General features: G+C 63.9%; 20 protein-coding genes. 18 read left to right on the top strand and 2 right to left on the bottom strand.

Translation table 11 applies throughout. The annotated features are described in order from the left end of the window. Positions 1-147 precede the first annotated feature (147 nt). The 6 genes from lepA to recO all read left to right on the top strand — a co-directional run bounded on the left by lepA (position 148) and on the right by recO (position 6,001). A complete protein-coding gene (gene lepA, locus UU9_RS15540; protein ID WP_007082727.1) occupies positions 148-1,941 on the top strand; it encodes a translation elongation factor 4 in 1,794 nt (597 codons plus the stop codon). Positions 1,942-2,047: 106 nt separating this feature from the next. After that, the gene (gene lepB, locus UU9_RS15535; protein WP_007082726.1) at positions 2,048-2,947 is read left to right on the top strand and encodes a signal peptidase I; all 900 of its coding nucleotides are present in this window, start codon (positions 2,048-2,050) and stop codon (positions 2,945-2,947) included. A gap of 128 nt (positions 2,948-3,075) precedes the next feature. Then, a complete protein-coding gene (locus UU9_RS15530; RefSeq protein ID WP_007082725.1) occupies positions 3,076-3,462 on the top strand; it encodes a DUF4845 domain-containing protein in 387 nt (128 codons plus the stop codon). Between the two features lie 16 nt (positions 3,463-3,478). Beyond that, the gene (rnc, locus tag UU9_RS15525; protein WP_007082724.1) at positions 3,479-4,138 is read left to right on the top strand and encodes a ribonuclease III; all 660 of its coding nucleotides are present in this window, start codon (positions 3,479-3,481) and stop codon (positions 4,136-4,138) included. 121 nt (positions 4,139-4,259) lie between these two features. Next, positions 4,260-5,189 carry a GTPase Era gene (era, locus tag UU9_RS15520; protein ID WP_007082723.1) on the top strand — a complete coding sequence of 310 codons (930 nt, stop codon included), beginning with the start codon at positions 4,260-4,262 and terminating at the stop codon, positions 5,187-5,189. A gap of 101 nt (positions 5,190-5,290) precedes the next feature. Continuing rightward, on the top strand, positions 5,291-6,001 hold the full coding sequence (recO, locus tag UU9_RS15515; RefSeq protein ID WP_007082722.1) for a DNA repair protein RecO: 711 nt from the start codon (positions 5,291-5,293) through the stop codon (positions 5,999-6,001). Positions 6,002-6,010: 9 nt separating this feature from the next. Here the strand turns inward: recO and UU9_RS15510 are convergent, their stop codons facing one another. Next, positions 6,011-6,745: a response regulator gene (locus UU9_RS15510; RefSeq protein ID WP_237710305.1), complete on the bottom strand. Its 735-nt coding sequence runs from the start codon at positions 6,743-6,745 to the stop codon at positions 6,011-6,013. A 45-nt stretch (positions 6,746-6,790) separates the two neighbouring features. On the opposite strand from UU9_RS15510, the gene UU9_RS15505 reads away from it, so the two are divergent. The 12 genes from UU9_RS15505 to UU9_RS15450 all read left to right on the top strand — a co-directional run bounded on the left by UU9_RS15505 (position 6,791) and on the right by UU9_RS15450 (position 18,251). Further along, positions 6,791-8,815 (top strand): AsmA family protein, encoded by a 2,025-nt coding sequence (locus UU9_RS15505; protein WP_007082720.1) that lies wholly within the window; start codon positions 6,791-6,793, stop codon positions 8,813-8,815. A 32-nt stretch (positions 8,816-8,847) separates the two neighbouring features. Further along, the gene (locus UU9_RS15500) at positions 8,848-9,450 is read left to right on the top strand and encodes a YdbL family probable chaperone protein (protein ID WP_007082719.1); all 603 of its coding nucleotides are present in this window, start codon (positions 8,848-8,850) and stop codon (positions 9,448-9,450) included. A gap of 66 nt (positions 9,451-9,516) precedes the next feature. Further along, positions 9,517-10,854, top strand: coding sequence for a 23S rRNA (uracil(1939)-C(5))-methyltransferase RlmD (gene rlmD / locus UU9_RS15495; RefSeq protein WP_007082718.1), 1,338 nt, complete (start codon positions 9,517-9,519; stop codon positions 10,852-10,854). Between the two features lie 239 nt (positions 10,855-11,093). Beyond that, on the top strand, positions 11,094-11,615 hold the full coding sequence (locus tag UU9_RS15490; RefSeq protein WP_007082717.1) for a CYTH domain-containing protein: 522 nt from the start codon (positions 11,094-11,096) through the stop codon (positions 11,613-11,615). Then, positions 11,609-12,631, top strand: a complete 1,023-nt coding sequence (gene nagZ / locus UU9_RS15485; RefSeq protein WP_007082716.1) for a beta-N-acetylhexosaminidase — start codon at positions 11,609-11,611, stop codon at positions 12,629-12,631. Before UU9_RS15490 ends, nagZ begins: the two co-directional genes overlap by 7 nt. A gap of 62 nt (positions 12,632-12,693) precedes the next feature. Next, positions 12,694-13,248 carry a hypoxanthine-guanine phosphoribosyltransferase gene (locus UU9_RS15480; protein WP_007082715.1) on the top strand — a complete coding sequence of 185 codons (555 nt, stop codon included), beginning with the start codon at positions 12,694-12,696 and terminating at the stop codon, positions 13,246-13,248. Between the two features lie 152 nt (positions 13,249-13,400). Continuing rightward, positions 13,401-14,162: an S-methyl-5'-thioinosine phosphorylase gene (locus UU9_RS15475; RefSeq protein WP_007082714.1), complete on the top strand. Its 762-nt coding sequence runs from the start codon at positions 13,401-13,403 to the stop codon at positions 14,160-14,162. 221 nt (positions 14,163-14,383) lie between these two features. Next, positions 14,384-14,593 (top strand): cold-shock protein, encoded by a 210-nt coding sequence (locus tag UU9_RS15470; RefSeq protein ID WP_007082713.1) that lies wholly within the window; start codon positions 14,384-14,386, stop codon positions 14,591-14,593. A 146-nt stretch (positions 14,594-14,739) separates the two neighbouring features. Continuing rightward, entirely contained in the window at positions 14,740-15,777 is a 1,038-nt protein-coding gene (locus UU9_RS15465) for a glycosylasparaginase (RefSeq protein ID WP_007082712.1), read from the top strand. Then, positions 15,774-16,511, top strand: a complete 738-nt coding sequence (locus UU9_RS15460; RefSeq protein ID WP_007082711.1) for a copper homeostasis protein CutC — start codon at positions 15,774-15,776, stop codon at positions 16,509-16,511. Before UU9_RS15465 ends, UU9_RS15460 begins: the two co-directional genes overlap by 4 nt. Before the next feature lie 225 nt (positions 16,512-16,736). After that, positions 16,737-17,939, top strand: coding sequence for an enoyl-ACP reductase FabV (gene fabV, locus UU9_RS15455; protein WP_007082710.1), 1,203 nt, complete (start codon positions 16,737-16,739; stop codon positions 17,937-17,939). 63 nt (positions 17,940-18,002) lie between these two features. Next, positions 18,003-18,251, top strand: coding sequence for a helix-turn-helix domain-containing protein (locus UU9_RS15450; RefSeq protein ID WP_050982464.1), 249 nt, complete (start codon positions 18,003-18,005; stop codon positions 18,249-18,251). Between the two features lie 98 nt (positions 18,252-18,349). Here the strand turns inward: UU9_RS15450 and UU9_RS15445 are convergent, their stop codons facing one another. Next, positions 18,350-20,695, bottom strand: coding sequence for an AAA family ATPase (locus UU9_RS15445; RefSeq protein WP_007082708.1), 2,346 nt, complete (start codon positions 20,693-20,695; stop codon positions 18,350-18,352). Between the last annotated feature and the right edge of the window lie 186 nt (positions 20,696-20,881).

Below are 20,881 nucleotides of genomic sequence, written 5' to 3'. Positions count from 1 at the left end.
CATCCGGTCGGTGGCGCCCGTCGCGTTTTCCGGGCTGGCAGACGCCGGTTCCATGCGATAATGCCGGGTTCGCGCCGCCATACCGGCAGCGCGCGCCTGCGCTCCCCGCATGGCGACAATCCCCGTTCGGCAGGCCAGCAGCGTTCCATGGAATTGATCCGCAACTTCTCCATCATTGCCCACATCGATCACGGCAAGTCGACGCTGGCCGATCGCATCATCCATCTCTGTGGCGGCCTCGCCGACCGCGAGATGGAAGCCCAGGTGCTGGACAACAACCCGATCGAACGCGAACGCGGGATCACCATCAAGGCGCAATCGGTATCACTGCCGTACACCGCGCGGGATGGAAAAACCTATCAGCTGAACTTCATCGACACGCCGGGCCACGTCGATTTCTCCTACGAAGTCAGCCGCTCGCTGGCGGCCTGCGAAGGCGCGCTGCTGGTGGTCGATGCGGCGCAGGGTGTCGAGGCGCAGTCGGTGGCCAACTGCTACACCGCCGTGGAGCAGGGGCTGGAAGTGATTCCGGTGCTGAACAAGATCGACCTGCCCACGGCCGATGTGGAAAAGGTGAAGGGCGAGATCGAGGCCGTCATCGGCATCGACGCCACCGACGCGGTGGCGGTCAGCGCCAAGACGGGGCTCAACGTGGTCGAGGTGCTGGAGGCGATCATCGCCCGCATCCCGCCACCGAAGCCGCGCGATACCGATCGCTTGCAGGCGCTGATCATCGATTCCTGGTTCGACAACTACCTGGGCGTGGTGTCGCTGGTGCGCGTGATGCAGGGCGAGATCAAGCCCGGCGACAAATTGCTGGTGATGTCCACCGGGCGTTCCCATGAGGTGGGCGAAGTGGGCGTGTTCACGCCCAAGCGCAAGAAGCTGGCCAAGCTCGGCGCGGGCGAGGTGGGCTGGATCAACGCCTCGATCAAAGACGTGCACGGCGCCCCCGTGGGCGACACGCTGACCCATGCCGGCAAGCCCGCCGACAAGCCGCTGCCCGGTTTTCAGCAGATGCAGCCGCGCGTGTTCGCCGGCCTGTTCCCGGTGTCGTCGGACGATTACCCCGCGCTGCGCGAGGCGCTGGACAAATTGCGCCTGAACGATGCAGCGATGTTCTTCGAGCCCGAGTCCTCCGAGGCGATGGGCTTCGGTTTCCGATGCGGCTTCCTCGGCATGCTGCACATGGAAATCGTGCAGGAGCGGCTGGAGCGCGAATACGATCTCGACCTGATCACCACCGCGCCCACCGTGGTCTACGAGGTGCTGAAGAGCGACGGCACCACGATGCTGCTGGACAACCCGGCCAAGCTGCCCACCAACACCAGCCTGATTCAGGAAATCCGCGAGCCGATCATCGTGGCCAACATCCTCACGCCGCCGGACTACATCGGCAACGTGATCACCTTGTGCGAGGAAAAGCGCGGCGTGCAGCGTTCGATCCAATACTTGGCCACCCAGGTTCAGATCAGCTACGAGCTGCCGCTGGCGGAAGTGGTGATGGATTTCTTCGACCGCCTGAAATCCGTCTCGCGCGGCTACGCCTCGATGGATTACCAGTTCGAGCGTTTCGAGGCCGGTCCGTTCGTGCGTACCGACGTGCTGATCAACGGTGACCGCGTCGACGCGCTGAGCCTGATCCTGCATCGCAGCCATGCCGACCGCAAAGGTCGTGAGCTGGTCGAGCGGATGAAGGACCTGATCCCGCGCCAGCAGTTCGACGTGGCGATCCAGGCGGCCGTCGGCGCGCAGATCATCGCCCGCTCCACCGTCAAGGCGCTGCGCAAGAACGTGCTGGCCAAGTGCTACGGTGGCGACGTCAGCCGCAAGAAGAAATTGCTGGAAAAGCAGAAAGAAGGCAAAAAGCGCATGAAGCAGGTCGGGCGGGTGGACATTCCGCAGGAAGCCTTTCTCGCCGTGCTGAAAGTGGATAAATAGTTTTTGGCCGGGATTCGGGATTCGGGAGACGGGATTCGAAAGGGCGGTTGTGCGCTCCGAATCCCGTCTCCCGAATCCCCAATCCCGGCTCCCAATGGAGCCCCACATGGAATTTGATTTCTCGGCGATCCTGCTCGGCCTCACTGTCCTGTTTGGTGTGGTGTGGGGGCTTGATCGGCTGTTTCTGTACAAGCAGCGCAAGGCGCGGCTCGATGCCGCGGGTACGGAATACAGCGACCCGGTACCGGTGGATTGGGCGCGCTCGCTGTTCCCGGTGGTGCTGGTGGTGTTGCTGCTGCGCACGTTCGTGGCAGAACCGTTCCGGATTCCGTCCGGCTCGATGATGCCCACGCTGGACGTGGGCGATTTCATCCTGGTCAACAAGTTTGCCTACGGCCTGCGCCTGCCCGCGTTCAACAACAAGGTCGTGGACCTGGGCGAGCCGCAGCGTGGCGACGTGGTGGTGTTCCGTTTCCCCGGTTTCCTGTGTGACGACGGCACCGGCAAGCTGATCCGCAGCGGCGATCCGGGCTGCAGCGATCCGCACGCGAAGGTGCCCAGCCAGAACTGGATCAAGCGCGTGGTGGGCCTGCCCGGCGACTCCATCGAAGTGCATGGCGCCGATCTGCTGATCAACGGCCAGCCGGTGCGGGCCGAGGAGATCGGGCCGTACACGGGCAACCCGCAGCGTGCGGAGGACCGCCTGATGCTGGACATGGGCGCCACCGTCTGGAAGGAGCACCTGGGCAAGGTCAACCACATGATCGCGCGCATGCCGGCCTACAACATTCCCAACCCGATCCCCAACGCCAAGGTGCCCTCGAAGGTGCCGGAAGGTTGCTACGTGGTGATGGGCGACAACCGCAACAACAGCGAAGACAGCCGCTGGTGGGGCTGCATGCCGGAGAAGAACCTGGCCGGCAAGGCGTTCCTGATCTGGATGAGCTGGAAGGGCTGGGGTACCGGCGGCGTGGACTTTTCCCGTATCGGCACCGTCATTCATTGATCGGTGCCCCGGACTCGGACGTGCCATTGGTGCGAGAATTCGCCGGCATCGTCGATCCCGGCGAGCATTGGGGTTTCGGACTGGCATATCGGGCAGGCAAGCCGCGCAGGCGGCATAGCGAGGGGACTATGAAATCGAGGCAATCGGGCATCACCCTGATCGGGTTCCTGGTGATTCTGGCCGTGGTGGGCTTTCTGGGTTACATGGCGATGCGGCTGGCGCCGTCGTACAGCGAGTACATGGGCGTGGAGAAGGCGATGACGCAGATCTCCACCGCCGGCGTGGATGGCAAATCGCTGGACGACCTGCGCCGCGAGCTGATGTTCAAGATGAACTTCCAGTATGTCGACGACGCCACCATCCAGCCGTCCGACATCACCCTGGTGCGCGACCGCGACGGTGGCCCGACCCAGTTGCGGGTGGCCTACGACAAGGTCGTACCGTTCATGTACAACATCGATTTTCTGCTGCACTTCGACAAGAGCGTGCCGCTGCAGGGCAATCCGAATCAGTAACTGGTCAGCGCATCCCTTGGAATTCAATTACCGTTTTCGCGATCGTTCGCTGGCCGAGTTGGCGTTGACCCATCGCAGCATGGGCAAGCCCAACAACGAGCGTCTGGAGTTTCTGGGCGACGCCTTGCTGGGTGCGATCGTGGCCGAGATGCTGTTCGAAGCGCATCCCAAGGCAAGCGAAGGCGAGCTGTCGCGGTTGCGTGCGCAACTGGTCAGTGGTCAGGCGCTGGCCGGGATGGCGCGCGAATTGTCATTGGGCGACGAGTTGAAACTGGGTATCGGCGAGTTGAAGACGGGCGGCTTCCGCCGCGAGTCGATCCTTGCCGATGCGTTCGAGGCGATGATGGCGGCGGTATACATGGACGGTGGTTTCGACGCCTGCCGTGAAACCGTGCGCGGCCTCTTCGGCGAACGCATCGCGGCCTTGCGGCGGTCATCCAAGGACGCCAAGACGCGCCTGCAGGAATGGTTGCAGGCCGGCGGCTGGCCACTGCCGCATTACGAGCTCGTCGCCAGCCACGGCGAAGACCACGCCAAAACCTTCGACATCCGCTGCAGCGTCAGCGAGCCGATGGTACTGGTTGCCGAAACCACCGGCCCCAGCCGTCGCGGCGCCGAGCAGGATGCAGCCGAGATCGTGCTGGCGCAGCTGCTGGACGGGCAGCGCAAAGCCTGATTCGCGTTTTCATCATTCCCCCGAAAATCCGCTCCGCCGCCATGCCGTCGCGGGGCGGTGCTGCCATTTCCTTTGGCGACAAGGCATTACACTTGCCGTCCAACTTGCCGAGCACTTTGTCATGAACCACGAACTGGATCCCGCCGCTGTCCTGCCGCACGAGAATTATCGCTGCGGCACGGTGGCCCTGGCCGGCCGGCCCAACGTGGGCAAGTCCACCTTGCTCAACGCGTTGATCGGCTTTCGGCTGTCCATCATCAGCCCGCGGCCGCAGACCACCCGCCATCGCATCCTCGGCATCAACACCACCGAGGCGGGCCAGATCATGTACGTGGATACGCCCGGCCTTCACCGCGGCGCCAAGCGCGCCATGAACCGCAGCTTGAATCGCGCTGCGCGCTCGGCCATCAGCGATGTCGACCTGGTGGTGCAGCTGATCGAAGCCGGCCGCTGGACCGACGAGGACGAAGCCCTGTACGCCGCGCTGGTCGAACAGACCACGCCGCGGCTGCTGGTGATCAACAAGGTCGACCTCAACAAGGACAAGACGGTGATGTTGCCGTTCGTGGCCGAGCTGGTGGCCAAGCACACTTACGACGAAATCCATTACGTCAGCGCGCTGAAGGAGCAGGGCCTGAAGGAGCTGGAGCAGGCCATTCTGAAGCGCCTGCCGATCCAGCCGCCGGTGTACGGCGAGGATGAGGTCACCGACCGCAGCGAACGCTTCCTGGCCGCCGAAATGGTGCGCGAGCAGTTGATGCTGCGGCTGGATCAGGAACTGCCGTACGCCACCACGGTGGAGATCGAGCGGTTCGAGGATCGCCCCGACGGCATCGCCGAAATCCACGCCATCATCTGGGTCGAGCGCGACGGCCAGAAGGCCATCGTGATCGGCAACGGCGGCGCCCAGCTCAAATCCATCGGCAGCAGCGCCCGCCGCCACATGGAGCGCATGTTCGAGCGCAAGGTGTTCCTGAAACTGTGGGTGAAAGTGCGCGAAGGCTGGGTCGACGACGACAACATGCTGCGCAAGTTCGGGTATACGGATTAACCGCCGGGATTCGTGATTCGCGATTCGGGATTCGTGAAAGCTCAGGTTGCCGCGCTCTTGCGAATCCCGAATCCCTAATCCCGAATCCCGCCCCCAACGCCATGCGCCTCGACCAGCAACCCGCCTACGTCTTGCATTCGCGCCCGTACCGGGAAACCTCGTTGTTGCTGGAATGCCTGACCCGTGACCAGGGACGTTTGGGCGTGGTGGCGCGTGGCGTACGGGGGGAGAAGACGCGTTTGCGCCGGGCACAGCTTGAGCCGTTCCAGCCGCTGGCGATGGGGCTGCTGCTGCGCGGTGAGCTGGCCACGCTGACGTCGGTGGAAACCACCGGTACACCGCTGCGGTTGGTTGGGAATGCCGGCCTGGCGGGCCTTTATCTCAACGAGTTGGTGGTGCGCCTCAGCGAGCGGCAGGATCCTTCGAGCGCGCTGTTCGACGCCTACGCCCTGGCGCTGCAGCGACTGGGCACGGACGAGTCGCTGGCCTGGAGTCTGCGCCGCTTCGAGCGCGACTTGCTGCAGGCGATGGGTTACGCCCTGCAGCTGGAACACGATGCGGAAACGGGCGAGCTGCTGGAGCCGCAGGCGCATTACGAATATCGGGTTGAACAGGGCGCGGTGGCGTGCCTGCCGGGTCGCAGGCATGTCCTGCGTGGCAGCGACCTGCTGGCGCTGGCCCACGACCGCATGCCGGATGACGAAGGGCTGAAAGCGCTGCGCGGCATGATGCGCGAGGTGATCCGCTTTCATCTCGGAGGCGGCGAGCTGCGCGCCTGGCGGGTACTCGGTGGCACCACTTCGTGGCGCTGATGACCGGGGTCAGGTGTCCAGCGCCAGCAAGGTGGCGTCCAGCGCCTGGTTGAAGCGCTGCAGGCTTGGCGTGATATCCGTGGGTGCGTGGGCAAGCGCTTCCTGCAACGCCACGGTTTCGGTCGACAGCATGGCGGCGCCGCAGAACCCGCAGGACGAACGCAACCGATGCAGCCGTTCGGCAAGCGCGGCGCGGTCGACGTCCATGCGCGCGAGCTCGTCCTTGAGCCGCTCCAGTTCTCCCCGCAACAACCCGCGCAGCGCCTGCATGGTGACCGGGTCGCCGCTGGCAAGCAGGCCGGCCTGATCGTCAAGCGGTGGGCTCGGATGGTTCGCCAGCGAGCCCAGCAACCGTTGCAGGTCCACCAGTTTGCAGGGCTTGACGAGCACCTCGGCGAAACCGGCCGCCAGCAATGCCGAGCGTTCGCCGGGCGCCATTTCGGCGCTGCTTGCCACCGCGATGGCGCGCCGCGAACAGGCCTGCGCATCCGATCGCAGCGTCGACAGAATCTGCAGCGCCCCCGCGCCGGGCATGCGGCAATCCAGCAGCAGCAGGTCGAAAGCCTGGTCGCGAGCCAGCGTCAGCGCTTCGATACCGTCGGCGCAGGTGACCACGCGGGCCTCCAGGCGGCGCATGCCGTCCGCCAGAAAGCGGCGGCTGGCCGGGTCGTCGTCGGCTACCAGCACATCCACGCCGGTGGCGTGAAACGGGAATGACGACGGGGCGGTGACGGTGGCGGGCATGACGAAATCCATATCGTTCATCTGAGTTTGGCAGAATGGCCCGACATGCGTTTTTCATCAAGCCATCTTCTGCTGGGTTTTTGCCTGCTGTTTCTTGGCGGCGGCTGGGCCGCGCCTGCGCGTGCGGATGTGGTTTTCGCGGCCCGTTCCATCAGCGTGCCGGGGGTGAAGCTGTCGACAGTCACGGTGCATCTCAGCGATCGCGCCGATGGCGGCATCCACCTGCAGTTGAGCGCGAAGCAGGCGGATGTGGCGGCCATGGGCTGGCGCAAGGTTGGCCTGGCGCTGGATGGCGACCTGCAGCGCGACGCGCGCATGCGCTGGATCCTGGATGGCCAACTGCAATTGCGCGGTGCTCCGGGCGGTGCGCTGAGCGATGCCACGCTGCGGCTGGTAACCAGCGAAACCACCAACACCATCCAGGTCGATATCGAACAGGGCAAGGCGAAGGCCAGCGCCGCGTTGCCGCTGGATCAGCCCACCCACGCGCAGATCACGCTCACCCAGTTGCCCGCCACCTGGCTGCAGGGCTTGCTGGGCACGGTGTGGTCCGGGCGTCCCACCGGCGGCCGGCTGGATGCCGAGCTGGCGCTGGATGTGCGCGACAGCGGCCTGCAGTCCTCCGGCCAGTTCAACCTGGCCGGCGTCGGCTTCGATACCCCCGCCGGCACGCTGGCTGCCGAGGGCCTGGGGGGCTCGGGCCGGTTCGGGCTGGACACGACGAGGGTGCCTTCGCGCATCGACCTGGACGCCAGCCTGCGCGGCGGCGAATTGTTGCTGGGCCCGATCTACGCCAGCCTGCCGGACCATCCAGTGCAACTGGGGTTGAACGCCACCGCCCAACAGGGCGCCTTCGCGCTGGACCACTTGCGCGTGAACGACGCCGACGCGCTGCAATTGGAGGGCGCGCTGGCGTTCGATGCGAAGGGCGAATTGAAGCAGCTCAAGCTCGACCGGCTGCATGCGGTTTTTCCGGCCGCCTACGAACGCTACGGCCGTGCCTGGCTGGCCACGATGGGCTTGCGCGATGCGCAGCTGAACGGGCAGTTGAACGCCAGCGTGGACATGCGCGCGAGCGGCTTGCGTGCATTCGCCTTCACCACCGACGGGCTGGACTTTGGCGAGGCGGATGGCCGCATCGCCGTGAGCGATCTTCGCGGTGGACTGGACTGGACCGCTTCGGGCGACCGTCCCGCCACGACGCTGCAATGGAAGGGTTTCAAGTTCTATCGGTTGCCGGTGGGCGGCACGCAATCGCGCTGGCAAAGCCGCAACGGCGCGCTGGCGCTGCAGCAGCCCATCGACATGGCCTTGCTGCAAGGCCAGTTGCATCTGGGCGAGTTCAGCTGGCGCCCGGCCGCGGCCAGCGGGCAGCGGTTGTCGACCGCGCTCAACGTGACCGGTGTCGACATGGCCGCCTTCAGCCAGACCATGGGCTGGCCGAAGTTTCCCGGCACCCTGGGCGGCGCCATTCCCTCGCTGAAATGGGTGGACGACCGCGTCGAGTTGGCCGGCGGCCTGTCGGTGAACCTGTTTGGCGGATTTGCCGACATCACCGATCTTTCGCTGCAGCAGCCGTTCGGCAACAGCCCGGTGCTTGCCGCCGACATCAAGCTGAGCCAGCTCGACCTGGGCGCCATCACCAGTGTCTTCGACTTCGGCAGCATCACCGGCAAGCTCGACGGATCGATCGACGACCTGCGTCTGGTCAACTGGCAGCCGGTGGCATTCAAGGCGCGATTGCTGGCCGGTGACGGCGGCCGCATCAGCCAGCGCGCGGTGAACAACCTCACCTCCGTCGGTGGCGGTGGCATCGCCGCCGGCTTGCAGGGCGCGGTGCTGAAGCTGTTCAAGACGTTCGGCTACAAGCGCATTGGCCTCAATTGCACACTGCAGGGATCGGTCTGCCGGATGAGTGGCCTTGAGCGCGAACAGGGCGGATACACTATCGTGGAAGGTAGTGGTTTGCCGCGATTGCAGGTGATCGGCCACCAGACCGAGGTCGACTGGCCCACCCTGGTCCGCCGCCTGAAGGAAGCCATCGCCGGCAATGCCCCGGAAATCCGCTGAAGTTTTTCCCCCACCCCAGCCGGAGTTGCCGCATGCGCAAGCTCGTTTATCTGATCCTGACCACCGTGACCGTGGCGCTGGTCGGTTGCGTCACCATCAACGTGTATTTCCCCGAGGCGGCGGCGCAGAAAGCGGCGGACCAGTTCATCGGCAACGTGCTCGACGGCACCGGAAAGGCACCGGCCGAACCGAAGAAGGACACCCCGCCACCCGGCAACGGCCCGCAGCCATCGGCGATGCTGCTGGACCTGCTGATTCCCGCGGCTTACGCCGCCGATGCACCCAACCTGCAGATCCAGAACGCCACCACCGAGGCCATCCGTGGCCGCATGCGCGCACGCGTGCAAGGCGCGCTGGGCGGCCTGCTCGACAGCGGCGCCGTGGGCTTCACCAACGATGGTCTGGTCGCCTTGCGCGACACCGCCAAGGTGCCGCTGAGCCAGCGCGCGCAGGCGAACGCCACGGTGGCCGATGAAAACCGCGATCGCAACGAGTTGTACCGCGAGATCGCCCAGGCCAATGGTCATCCGGAATGGCAAGACCAGATCCGCACCACCTTCGCCAAGGGCTGGGTCAAGCACGCGCATGCGGGCTGGTACTACCAGAACGCCGCCGGCGCCTGGCAGAAGAAATAGCAGCCGCGGTCGGTGCCGCCGATCTGAGATAATCGGCGGCCTACCGCTGCGGCCCGATGCGTTTTCATGTCCCGATCCAACTCCGTTCCCGCCACTCCCTTCGAAGCCACCATCACCGACCTGAGCCACGATGGCCGCGGCGTCGCCCGCGTGGACGGCAAGGCGTTGTTCGTCAGCGGTGCCTTGCTGGGCGAGCAGGTGATGGTGCGGCTGCGCAAGCGCCACCGTCACTTCGACGAAGCGGAAGTGGTGGAGGTGATCACCCCTTCGCCGCATCGGGTCGAGCCGCGTTGCCGGCATTTCGCCGAGTGCAGCGGCTGCTCGATGCAGCACCTCGATGCCGAAGCGCAGATTGCGGCCAAGCAGCGCGTGCTGGCGGAAAACTTCGAGCGCATCGGCAAGGTCGCGCCGCAGCAATGGCTGCCGCCGCTCACGGGTGAGCCGTGGGCGTATCGGCGCAAGGGCCGCCTGTCGGTGCGTCACGTGCTGAAGAAGGGCCGCGTGCTGGTGGGTTTTCGCGAGGAGGCGAATCCGCGTTTCGTGGCCGACATCCAGCAGTGCGAAGTGCTGCATCCGGCGATCGGCCCCAAGGTGGGCCTGCTGGCCGAACTGATCAACGGCCTGGACGCCGTCGACGCCATCGCACAGATCGAGTTCGCCGGCGGCGACGACACCATGGCTCTGGTGTTCCGTCACCTGCAACCGCTGGGCGAGGTCGATCTGGCCGCGCTGACCGCGTTCGGACAGCAGCACGGATTGGCCATCTATCTGCAGCCGGGCAACAACTCCAGCGTGCATCCCCTGTGGCCGGCGCAGCCGCGGCTGGCGTTCCGCATCGCCAGCGACGACGCGCGCTTCGCCGATGTGGAGCTGGAGTTCGAGCCGCTGGATTTCGTGCAGGTCAACGCCAACATGAACCAGCGCATGGTGGCGCACGCGATGGCGCTGCTCGATCCGCAACCCACCGACCGCGTGCTGGACCTGTTCTGCGGCCTGGGCAACTTCACCTTGCCGATCGCCCGTCGCGTGGCCGAGGTGGTGGGCGTGGAGGGCGAGCATGGCCTGGTGCAGCGGGCGGCACAGAACGCCGCGCGCAACGGCATCGACAACGCCACCTTCCACGTCGCCAACCTGTTCGAGGACCAGCGCGCCAGCGACTGGGCACGCACGCCGTGGGACAAGGTGCTGCTCGACCCGCCGCGCGCCGGCGCCGATCAGTTGCTGGCGTACCTGCCGCATCGCAAGACGCAGCGCGTGGTGTATGTCTCCTGCCATCCGGCATCGCTGGCGCGCGACGCCGGCATCCTGGTCAACCAGCATGGTTTCACGCTGGCGTCGGCTGGCGTAATGGACATGTTCCCGCACACGGCCCACGTGGAATCCATCGCCTTGTTCGAACGTTGAGGCTTGGCGCAACTTCAAAAAGGAGAACGCAGCAGAATGCGGGTTTTCTCCCTCGACCGTAGCTGCTCAAATTCGTCATCCCCGCGAAAGCGGGAGGTGCTTTTCAACAGCCGAAGGGCTGGTCATCCAGCGCCTCAACAACGGAGGTCACTGGATTCCTGCTTTCGCAGGAATGACGGAAGTGGGGTTCCCACTCCAGTGGCGCCGTTGGTTCTCACTCATCCCGGTATTGCTTACCCATGCCCATCGAAATCGAACGCAAATTCCTGCTGGCCACTGACGACTGGCGCGCCGCCGTGGAGCACAGCGAGCCGATGGCGCAGGGTTACCTGGTGGGCGCGCAGGCGCTGCGCGATGGCAGCGCGCGCGCCTCGGTACGTGCACGGCTGGCCGGCGAGCAGGCATGGCTCAACATCAAGGCCGCCACGCCCGGTATCGCGCGGGCCGAGTTCGAATATGCGATACCGGCGAGCGACGCCCGGGCCTTGCTGGCCACCTTGTGCGACGGCGTACTGGAGAAAACCCGCCATCATGTGCGGGTCGATGGCGTACTGTTCGAGGTCGATGAATTCCAGGGCGACAATCGCGGCCTGGTCGTCGCCGAGGTGGAACTGCCGGCGGTCGATGCGCCATTTCCCCGGCCACCGTGGCTGGGCCGCGAGGTGAGCGCGCTGGTGCGCTACTACAACGTCAACCTGATCGCGCATCCGTACCGGCAATGGTCGCCGGCGGAGCGTGCTGCCGAGGATGCCGCATGCTGATGATCGGTGTGGCCGCGCTGGAGCTGGCCGAGCATGAAAAGCGCTGGCTGAGCGAGCCCGGCGTGGCCGGCGTGTTGCTGTTTTCGCGCAACTACCGGTCGCGCGATCAGCTGTCCGCCTTGTGCGACGCGATTCGCGAGGCCGGCGGCGACGACATGCTGATCGCGGTGGATCAGGAGGGCGGCCCGGTACAACGCTTCCGCGACGGCTTCACCCGGCTGCCGCCGCTGTCGGCGATCGGCGAGCGCTACGCCCACGATCCGCACGAGGCGGTGCGCCTGGCCGAGGAGCACGCCTGGGTCATGGCCAGCGAGCTGCGCGCCAGCGGCGTCGATTTCAGTTTCGCGCCGGTGGTGGATCTGGCCCGCGGCAATGCCGCGATCGGGCTGCGCGCGTTCCATGCCGAGCCGGCGGTCACCGCCGAACTGGCGCAGGCCTATGTGCGCGGCATGCACCTGGCCGGCATGGCCGCCGTCATCAAGCATTTCCCCGGCCACGGTTCGGTGGCCACCGATACGCACAAGGCCGCGGCGATCGACCCGCGCCCACTCGAACGGATTCTCGGCGACGACCTGCTGCCCTTCGCCGAATGCATCGAGGCGCGGGTGGAAGCGGTGATGATGGCGCACGTGACCTATCCCGCCGTGGACGCGCAACCGGCGGGCTACTCGCGCATCTGGATCGAGCGCATCCTGCGCGGCGAACTGGGCTTTACCGGCGTCGTCGTCAGCGACGACATCAGCATGGCCGCCGCCGGCGCAGCCGGTTCCGTGGGCGGGCGCGTGCAGGCTCATCTGGATGCGGGTTGCGACCTGGTGCTGGCCTGTTTTCCCGACGTGGTCGACGAAGCCATCGCCGCGGTGCAGGGCAGGGAGACGGGTCGTGCATCATTAGCCAACCTGCGCGGCGCCATCGCTGCCGGCTGGGAAGGGCTGATCGACAACCCGCAGCGCGATCGCTTCGTGGCGCGCATCACTGCGTTGCATGCCGGGCCGGGAATAGGGAATGGGGAATAGGGAGTCGTCGAAGCGAAACCTGTCCGCACCCACCACTCTTGATTCCCCCATGGAGACAACTTATGAGCCCTACCGTACCGTCCCTTGCCGCTGCGTTGGCCAACGCCGAACTGTTATATGAGCGTGTCACGCTGGAAAGCGTGATCGCCGACATGGGCCGCCAGATCGACGTGGCGCTGGATGGCGAGCGGCCGGTGTTTCTCACCGTGATGAACGGCGCGCTGATCTTTGCCGGGCAGCTGGCGCTGGCGATCCGCACCGATCTCGAGTTCGACTACGTGCACGCCACCCGCTACCGCGGCGACACCGCCGGCAGCGAGCTGATGTGGTTGCGCGAGCCGCAGGCGTCGCTGCGCGACCGCATCGTGCTGCTGGTCGACGACATCCTCGACGAAGGGCATACCCTGAAAGCCGTGCGCGACGACTGCTACCAGCGCGGCGCGAAGAAGGTGCTGATCGCCAGCCTCTGCACCAAACAGCACGATCGCCTGGTCGACGGCATCGCGTCGGATTTCAACGGCGTCGAGCTGCCCGACCGCTACGTCTTCGGCTACGGCATGGACTATCACGAGCAGGGCCGCAACCTGCCCGACATTTACGCCCTGCGCGACGATTGACTCCTCCTCCTGCCTGCAGGGGGAGGTTGGGAGGGGGTAACGCTCTTGCGTTTGACTCGAAGATCAAAAGCCACCCCTCCCCAGCCCTCCCCTGCGAGCAGGGGAGGGAGCAAAGCAAAAGCCACCGCTTTAGCCTTAAACGGATCATTACGATGCCTCATTCGGACCACACTTCCATCGACCTGGCCGTCATCGGCGGCAGCGGGCTCTACCATTTTTCAGGGTTGGAAAACGCCACACGCCACACGGTGGAAACCCCGTACGGCCCCGCGTCCGGCGATGTGGTCGTCGGCGATTTCGTGGGCCGGCGGGTAGCCTTCCTGGCGCGCCATGGCGAGAGCCACAGCCTGCCGCCGCATCGCGTCAACTACCGCGCCAACGTGTGGGCCCTGCACAGCCTGGGTGCGCGACGGGTGATCGGTGTCAACGCGGTGGGCGGCATCCGTGCCGACATGGGACCGCGGGTGATCGTGGTGCCCGACCAGCTCATCGATTACACGCATGGCCGCGACACCAGCTATTGCGATGTCGAAGGCGCCGATGTCAGGCACATCGATTTCAGCGAGCCGTACACCGAATCCCTGCGCCAGTCGCTGCTGCAGGCGGCGCGCAAGCGCGGCGTGCCGATCATCGATGGCGGCTGCTACGGTGCTACCCAGGGCCCGCGGCTGGAAACCCGCGCCGAGATCGCGCGCATGAAACGCGATGGCTGCGACCTGGTCGGCATGACGGGCATGCCCGAGGCCGTGCTGGCTCGCGAGCTGGGGCTGGACTACGCCTGCCTGGCGCTGGTGGCCAACCACGCGGCCGGTTGCGGCGACGAGGCCGAGATCAGCATCGAGGAAATCTTCGCCCACCTGGCGGCGGCAACCGCCGAAGTCCCAGGCCTGTTGTCCGCGCTGCTGGAAGATTGACGATACCTGCCTGGTCGATACAGACGGCCGAATGGCAGGTTGCGCTTTGCCCTCGAACCCGCTGATACTTTTCCCCGCACCAATGCGGGGAGCCGAAGGATACGGCGGTTCAGCGCACAGATCTGGTGCATCCAGCCCGAGGAACTGGGCGGTCGAATCTTCCGGGTTTTCGCCTGACAGTTTCCAGCCGCCCACACTCCCAACATGCAGAGGTCGACGCAATGAGTTTTGGTACGGTCAAATGGTTCAACGACGCCAAGGGTTTCGGTTTCATCGCGCCCGAGGACGGTGGGGATGACGTGTTCGTCCATTTTTCAGCGATCAATTCCAAGGGCTTCCGCAGCCTGCAGGAAGGCCAGCGCGTACAGTTCGAAGTAACCCAGGGCCCCAAGGGCGCCCAGGCATCGGCCGTAGAGCCAGCCCTCGCCTGATCACAGGCCAAGGTTGTATCGCAAGATTGAAACCCCGCATCCTGTGCGGGGTTTTTTGTTTTCCGCGCCCTGCTTTTCTCCCTCCCCTGCTCGCAGGGGAGGGCCGGGGAGGGGTCGCTCTTCAGCCGTCCATAGAGGACCACGCCATGCCAAACCGCAGAAATTTCCTCAAGGCATCCCTGCTGGGCGCCTCGGCATCGATGCTGGCGTGGGGCGGCAAGCTGGCCGCGGCACCGACGCGCGCCGGCGCGAAAGCCACGGCGGCGCGGGTCGTCTCCACCTGGGATTTCGGTATTGCGGCCAACCAGGCGGCGTGGGCCGTCCTGGGCAAGGGCGGTAACGCGCTGGACGCGGTCGAAACCGGCGTGCAGGTGCCCGAATCCGATCTCAAAAACCACAGCGTGGGCAAGGGCGGCTATCCCGACCGCGACGGCCACGTGACCCTGGACGCCAGCATCATGGACGCCGACGGCAGCTGCGGCGCGGTGGCCGCACTCGAACACATCGAGCATCCGATCTCCGTAGCGCGGCGCGTGATGGAGCGCACGCCGCACGTGCTGCTGGTGGGTGAGGGCGCGCTGCAGTTCGCGCTGGAGCAGGGCTTCAAGAAGCAGAACCTGCTCACGCCCGAAGCCGAGCAGGCCTGGCACGAGTGGCGGAAAACGGCGAAATACCAACCGTCGATCAACAGCGAAGTGCGTGACTACGGCACGGGTCTCCCCGGCGGCGCCAACAACCACGACACCATCGGCATGCTGGCCATCGACGCGCACGGCCGCCTGGCCGGCGCCTGCACCACCAGCGGCATGGCCTGGAAACTGCGCGGCCGCGTGGGCGACAGCCCGATCATCGGCGCCGGCCTGTACGTGGATGGCGAGGTCGGCGCGGCCACCTCCACCGGCGTGGGCGAGGAAGTGATCCGCAACGCCGGCAGCTTCCTGGTGGTGGAGCTGATGCGCCAAGGCCGCTCGCCGCAGGAGGCATGCAAGGAGGCCGTAATGCGCATCGTCCGCAAGCGTCGCGAGGCCTCCAAGACGCTGCAAGTCGGCTTTCTGGCCATGAACCGTGACGGCGAGGCCGGCGCGTACGCGATCCAGCACGGCTTCGCCTACGCCGTGTGCGATGCGCAAAAACAGGATGCCCTGATCCCCGCGCAAAGCGTCTACCGCACGAGCTACTCATGATCCTGGAAATCGCCGCCAACTCGGTCGCCTCTGCCCTTGCCGCGCAACAGGGCGGAGCAAACCGCGTCGAGCTTTGCACGGCGCTGGAACTGGGCGGCCTCACGCCCTCGCACGCGCAGATCGCGCTGGCCCGCGAGCATCTGCGCATTCCCTTGTACGTGTTGATTCGTCCGCGCGCCGGCGATTTCCTCTACAGCGAGCTGGAATGCGAAACCATGCGGCGTGATATCGAGACCTGCGTGGCGCTGGGTTGCGACGGCGTGGTGCTGGGCGTACTCGACGCCGAAAGCCGGGTAGACAGCGCACGCTGCCGCCCGCTCATCGCCGCCGCCGGAAAACTCGGCGTCACCTTCCATCGCGCGTTCGATCTCAGCCGCGATCCCGCGCAGGCGCTGGAAGACATCGTGGCGCTGGGTTGCGAACGCATCTTGACCTCGGGCGCGCAGGTCAGCGCGCCGGACGGTGCGGCATTGATCCGCGAGCTTGTTGCGCAGGCTGCGGGGCGCGTCGCGGTGATGCCCGGCGCTGGAATCACCGCGCAGAATATCGCCGCCCTGGCGGCAGCGACCGGGGCTGTCGAATTCCACGCCTCCGCCAAACAACAGCATCCCTCCGCCATGCGCCACCAGCGGCCGTGCCTGAGCGATATGGAAGGCGGCGAAATCCGCAGCGACGTCGAACAGGTGCGCGCGCTCGCGACAGCCCTGCAAACCGCTGTCCCTGAGCATCCCTAGACCTGCAGGGCAGGCAGACAGCTTCTGTGGGAGCGACTTCAGTCGCGATGCTCTTTGTTCAATGACCCAAAAATGCAAAAGCATCGCGACTGAAGTCGCTCCCACAGGGGATCATCCTGCCTCGTCGGGCGCATCACCTCCGATAGCATCGTCCTCCCTACGGCAGCGCACGGCCGCCCCGCTTGGTTACTATGGCGAATTGCCAAAACAGCATCGGGAGCCACCGTGATCATCAAGCCCAAAGTCCGCGGTTTCATCTGCGTCACCGCCCACCCGGTCGGTTGCGAGCGCAACGTGCTCGACCAGATCGCGATCACCCAGGCCGCTGGCCACGACAAGAGCAAGGGCCCCAAGCGCGTGCTCGTCATCGGCGCCTCCACCGGCTACGGCCTGGCCTCGCGCATCACCGCCGCGTTCGGCTATGGCGCCGCCACGCTGGGCGTGTTCTTCGAGAAACCCAGCAGCCCGGACAAGACCGGCACCGCCGGCTGGTACAACGCCGCCGCGTTCGACAAGGCCGCCAAGGCCGCCGGCCTCGTCGCCAAGTCGATCAACGGCGACGCGTTCTCCCACGAGACCCGCGCCAAGGCCATCGAGATCATCAAGAACGACCTGGGCGGCCCGATCGATCTGGTCGTCTATTCGCTGGCCTCGCCCGTGCGCAAGCTGCCCGACACCGGCGAAGTGGTGCGCTCGGCGCTCAAGACCATCGGCGAACCGTTCCACAACACCTCGGTCGACACCAACAAGGACACCGTCATCGACGCCACCGTCGAGCCGGCTACCGAACAGGAAATCAAGGACACCGTCACCGTGATGGGCGGCGAGGACTGGGCGCTGTGGATCGACGCGCTGAGCGCCGCCGGCGTGCTGGCCGACCACGCCAAGACCATCGCCTACAGCTACATCGGCACCGAGATCACCTGGCCCATGTACTGGCACGGCACCCTGGGGCAGGCCAAGCAGCACCTGGACAACACCGCGAAAGAACTGCGCAGCCGCCACCCCGGCCTGGAAGCGTATGTGGGCGTGATGAAATCCGTCGTCACCCAGGCCAGCGCCGCCATCCCCGTGATCCCGCTGTACGTCTCCATCGCCTTCAAGATCATGAAAGCGAAAGGCATCCACGAAAACCCGATCGAACAAGCCAACCGCCTGTTCCACGACCGCCTCTACCGCGCCGACGGCGTCCCTGCACCCACCGACGACGAAGGCCGCCTGCGCCTGGACGATTGGGAACTGCGCGCCGACGTGCAGGAACCCTGCAAGACGCTCTGGCCTACCGTCACCACCGAAAACCTGCGCGAGGTTACCGACTACGCGGGGTACAAGCATGAGTTCTTGAAGTTGTTCGGGTTTGATCGGGGGGATGTGGATTATGACGCGGAGGTCGAGGCGGATAGGCGGTTTGATTGTTTGGAGGGGTGATATTGCGCGAGTTGCTGCTGAGCCACTTATCGTCCAGGAAGTGGCTCTGACCCGGTTATTTGAATTGCAGACAATGCAGTTCAAACCGAAAGCATGAAGCTGCGCTCTGAGATTATGTTGGCGCTCAAGGACTACATCCATCGTGTACACCTGAGCCAATCACAAGCCGCCAAGGCGTTTGGTGTAACTCAGCCTCGTATTTCCGACTTCACAAGTGGGAAGGTCGACGAGTTTGGCTTGGATGCCCTAGTAAACATGGCCGGAAAGGCTGGGCTGCGCGTAGAGCTACATATTTTGGAAGTTGCGCGATGATCTTCTAATCAAAAAGGAGGCAAGGTAAAGGGGCAACAATATTTATTTGAGATATTCGGAAGTAGGGCGATGGAAGTTGATGCGAATTAATCGCGAGGCTAAGAAGCCAGCGAAGGGTCTGTTTGCATCAATGCGGCGAAATGCGCCGGATCTTCTTGAAGCAGCGCAATCACCTCGTTTGCAACCGCTTCAATGTCCGCAATGACATTTGAATGAGTTGCCAGTCGCTCGACCGTTTCAAGATGGCTGAAATGGTGCAGCAGCTTGGTGACGCGAAGCGATTTTTCAGGCCCCACCAGGGCAGCTAGCCGTTTTTCCACAGAGCTTCCGGGCCATGGCAGGCGCATGTAGGTGTATAGCTCCACAAACCGGCGTAGCGCATTGGGCAGCGCTAGGAGCTGCCCCAAATCATCCTTGTTCGGGTTCTGAACAAACTCCTGGATGACGCTAAACAGGTAGTGATATTCCGATGTATAGCGCCGCAGTGAGTCGGGAAGGTCGGTCAAAGTTGAACTCGTTGGACTGGTCCTCTTGACGAAGAAATATCGCTCATCTGCCTTCCCGCCAACGGGAAGTTTTTTGAGCATCTCGAGGAACTCGAAGTTGTGGGTGGAAAGAAACAATTGTTGACAGCTGGTCACCCACTTTTCTTTCCCGTTCGGTTGAGCGACCTTCTTAAAGAAGGTTTTTTCGATGACCGAATAAATCTGGAAGACGTGGTTGCTATCGAGACTGGAGATAGGGTCATCGATATAGACGATGACGTCATCCATCGATTTGTGCTCTTCGAGTTTTGTTAGGAAGAAGGCGAAGGCAATGGCTGTGCGTTCCCCGTCACTCAGGTTGCGGGCTGGCTGTCCTTGCCGACGCAACGTAAAACGGTCGGTGTCATTCAGGCGCACGACTTCGATTTGAATGATGCCAGTGCCCAACAATCCGCTGATGCGGTCATTCAGTCGTTCTCGACCCTTTTGCGCCCGGTCGATTTTCGCCTGAAGGTCTTTGATTCGTTGCCCTATCCTTTCGCCCAGCGGTTTGAGGCGGCCCTGATAGCGCAGGGCACGATCTCGGTTCTTGTTTTCTTTAGCTCGGGTCGTATCGAGGGCAAATTTGGCTGCGAAATGGGCCTTCAGTCGGCCAATCGCTGACTTCTTCTCTTGGCCGAAGTTGCCAATATTTTTGTTGTTGCGATGGATTATATCTTTCGCTTGAGTGAAGGTGCTTTCAAGGACGAGCGACATATCCGGAAACACCACCGGAGCAAGTTGATCAACGAAAGGGTCATCCACTTTCGCCTGGATCGCGGTCATCAGGCGGTCTAAGTCGTCGTTGTAGGCTTCACAGAGTTGTTTGAGCCTTGTATTGAGGGTCGTCGCTTCCGCCTGAAACTGAGGAGAAAAGGCAGTTGGCGTTAGCCATTCGGTGATGAGTTGAGCCGTTTTTACGCGGTTGAGCAGCGCATTCAAGGACGCCTTGTGTTGGGTGAGGTCTTTTGAAAAGTGCCCGCGTAGCTGCGTCAGTCGTTCCTCCGTCAGAGGGCCGCCACAGAACTCACACGCCGCTACGTCCGCGTGCAAGCTCAGTCCCTGTTCGACCCATCGTGCTGTGTCTGCGTGCGCACGAAGGTGGTCCAACGTGGTGGAGATGGCTGGGAGGTACTCGAGAAGGGGTGTTGCGTCCTGAAGAAGGCTGAGCAGGGAGAGCATTGGCGCACTGATGGATGGAACAGCCGGCAACTGTTCTTGTTCGCTGGTCATAGCCAGTCGCATATCTGCCGCATAGGCTTCATCAGACAGCACCGCTTGCTGAGGCTCGGCGGGCAGACGCGTGATTTCAGATGCGAGATGTGTGGCGTTAAATGCCTCAACGATTTGAAGGGTCGTTTTAATGGCTTTGGCGGTAGTGGTCTTTGCCCCGTTGACGCGACCATCGATGTCGCTAATCTTGGCGCGGGTGTTGGCCCATCGGCTACGGCATTCGGTCAGTCGCTTCGACCAGTGCTCGATTGCCTTCTCTGCCTCGATTGACTCATCGCCTAGCAGAAGAATGGATTGGAAGTCTTCGCCGTCCCAGCTGAGGTTCGTCGTCACAAAATCGCTGTTGAAGACTTCCACTTTGAGATTGGAAGTGGAGAGCGTGGCCTCAGTAACGGATTGGCCGGTCGAGGTCTGGACCTCAAAAGTGGCCGTGGGGCATTCGGCGTATGGCTTGCCTTGACCCAGCGCAGAGAAGAGCCGGGACAGGGTGGTCTTCCCGGAGTAGTTCCAACCGTAGATGATGTTTTTGGTCCCGAAGTCTGACAGCGCCGCTGTCTTTCGGAAGTCGTCAAATACGCCGAACTGGCGCAGCCGCTGGATGGAACGTATCACCTGGCCCCCTGTGGGCACGGAGCTGGCGCTTTCCAGTCCTTGGTGTGCGGTCCCCATGGTGCTCTGGCCACGCATGACGTGCAACTTTCTTGCATGCTCGGAAAAGGTGTCAGGGCCCCGATTCGTTGAAGAGCGCAGTCAAAGACAGTTCCGTGCCATTCGTGTCAGGGACAATTCTTTGCGTCAGGTTGGAATTGTCTCTGGCACCTTGATCAAGGTCACAATAAAAAGGTGTCAGGGTGAGATGGCCCGGGTTTGACG

This window comes from Rhodanobacter fulvus Jip2, assembly GCF_000264315.1.
GTDB classification, from domain to species: Bacteria; Pseudomonadota; Gammaproteobacteria; order Xanthomonadales; family Rhodanobacteraceae; genus Rhodanobacter; species Rhodanobacter fulvus.
Note: the sequence above shows the minus strand (reverse complement) of the source record. Positions and strands in the feature narration are given on the sequence as shown.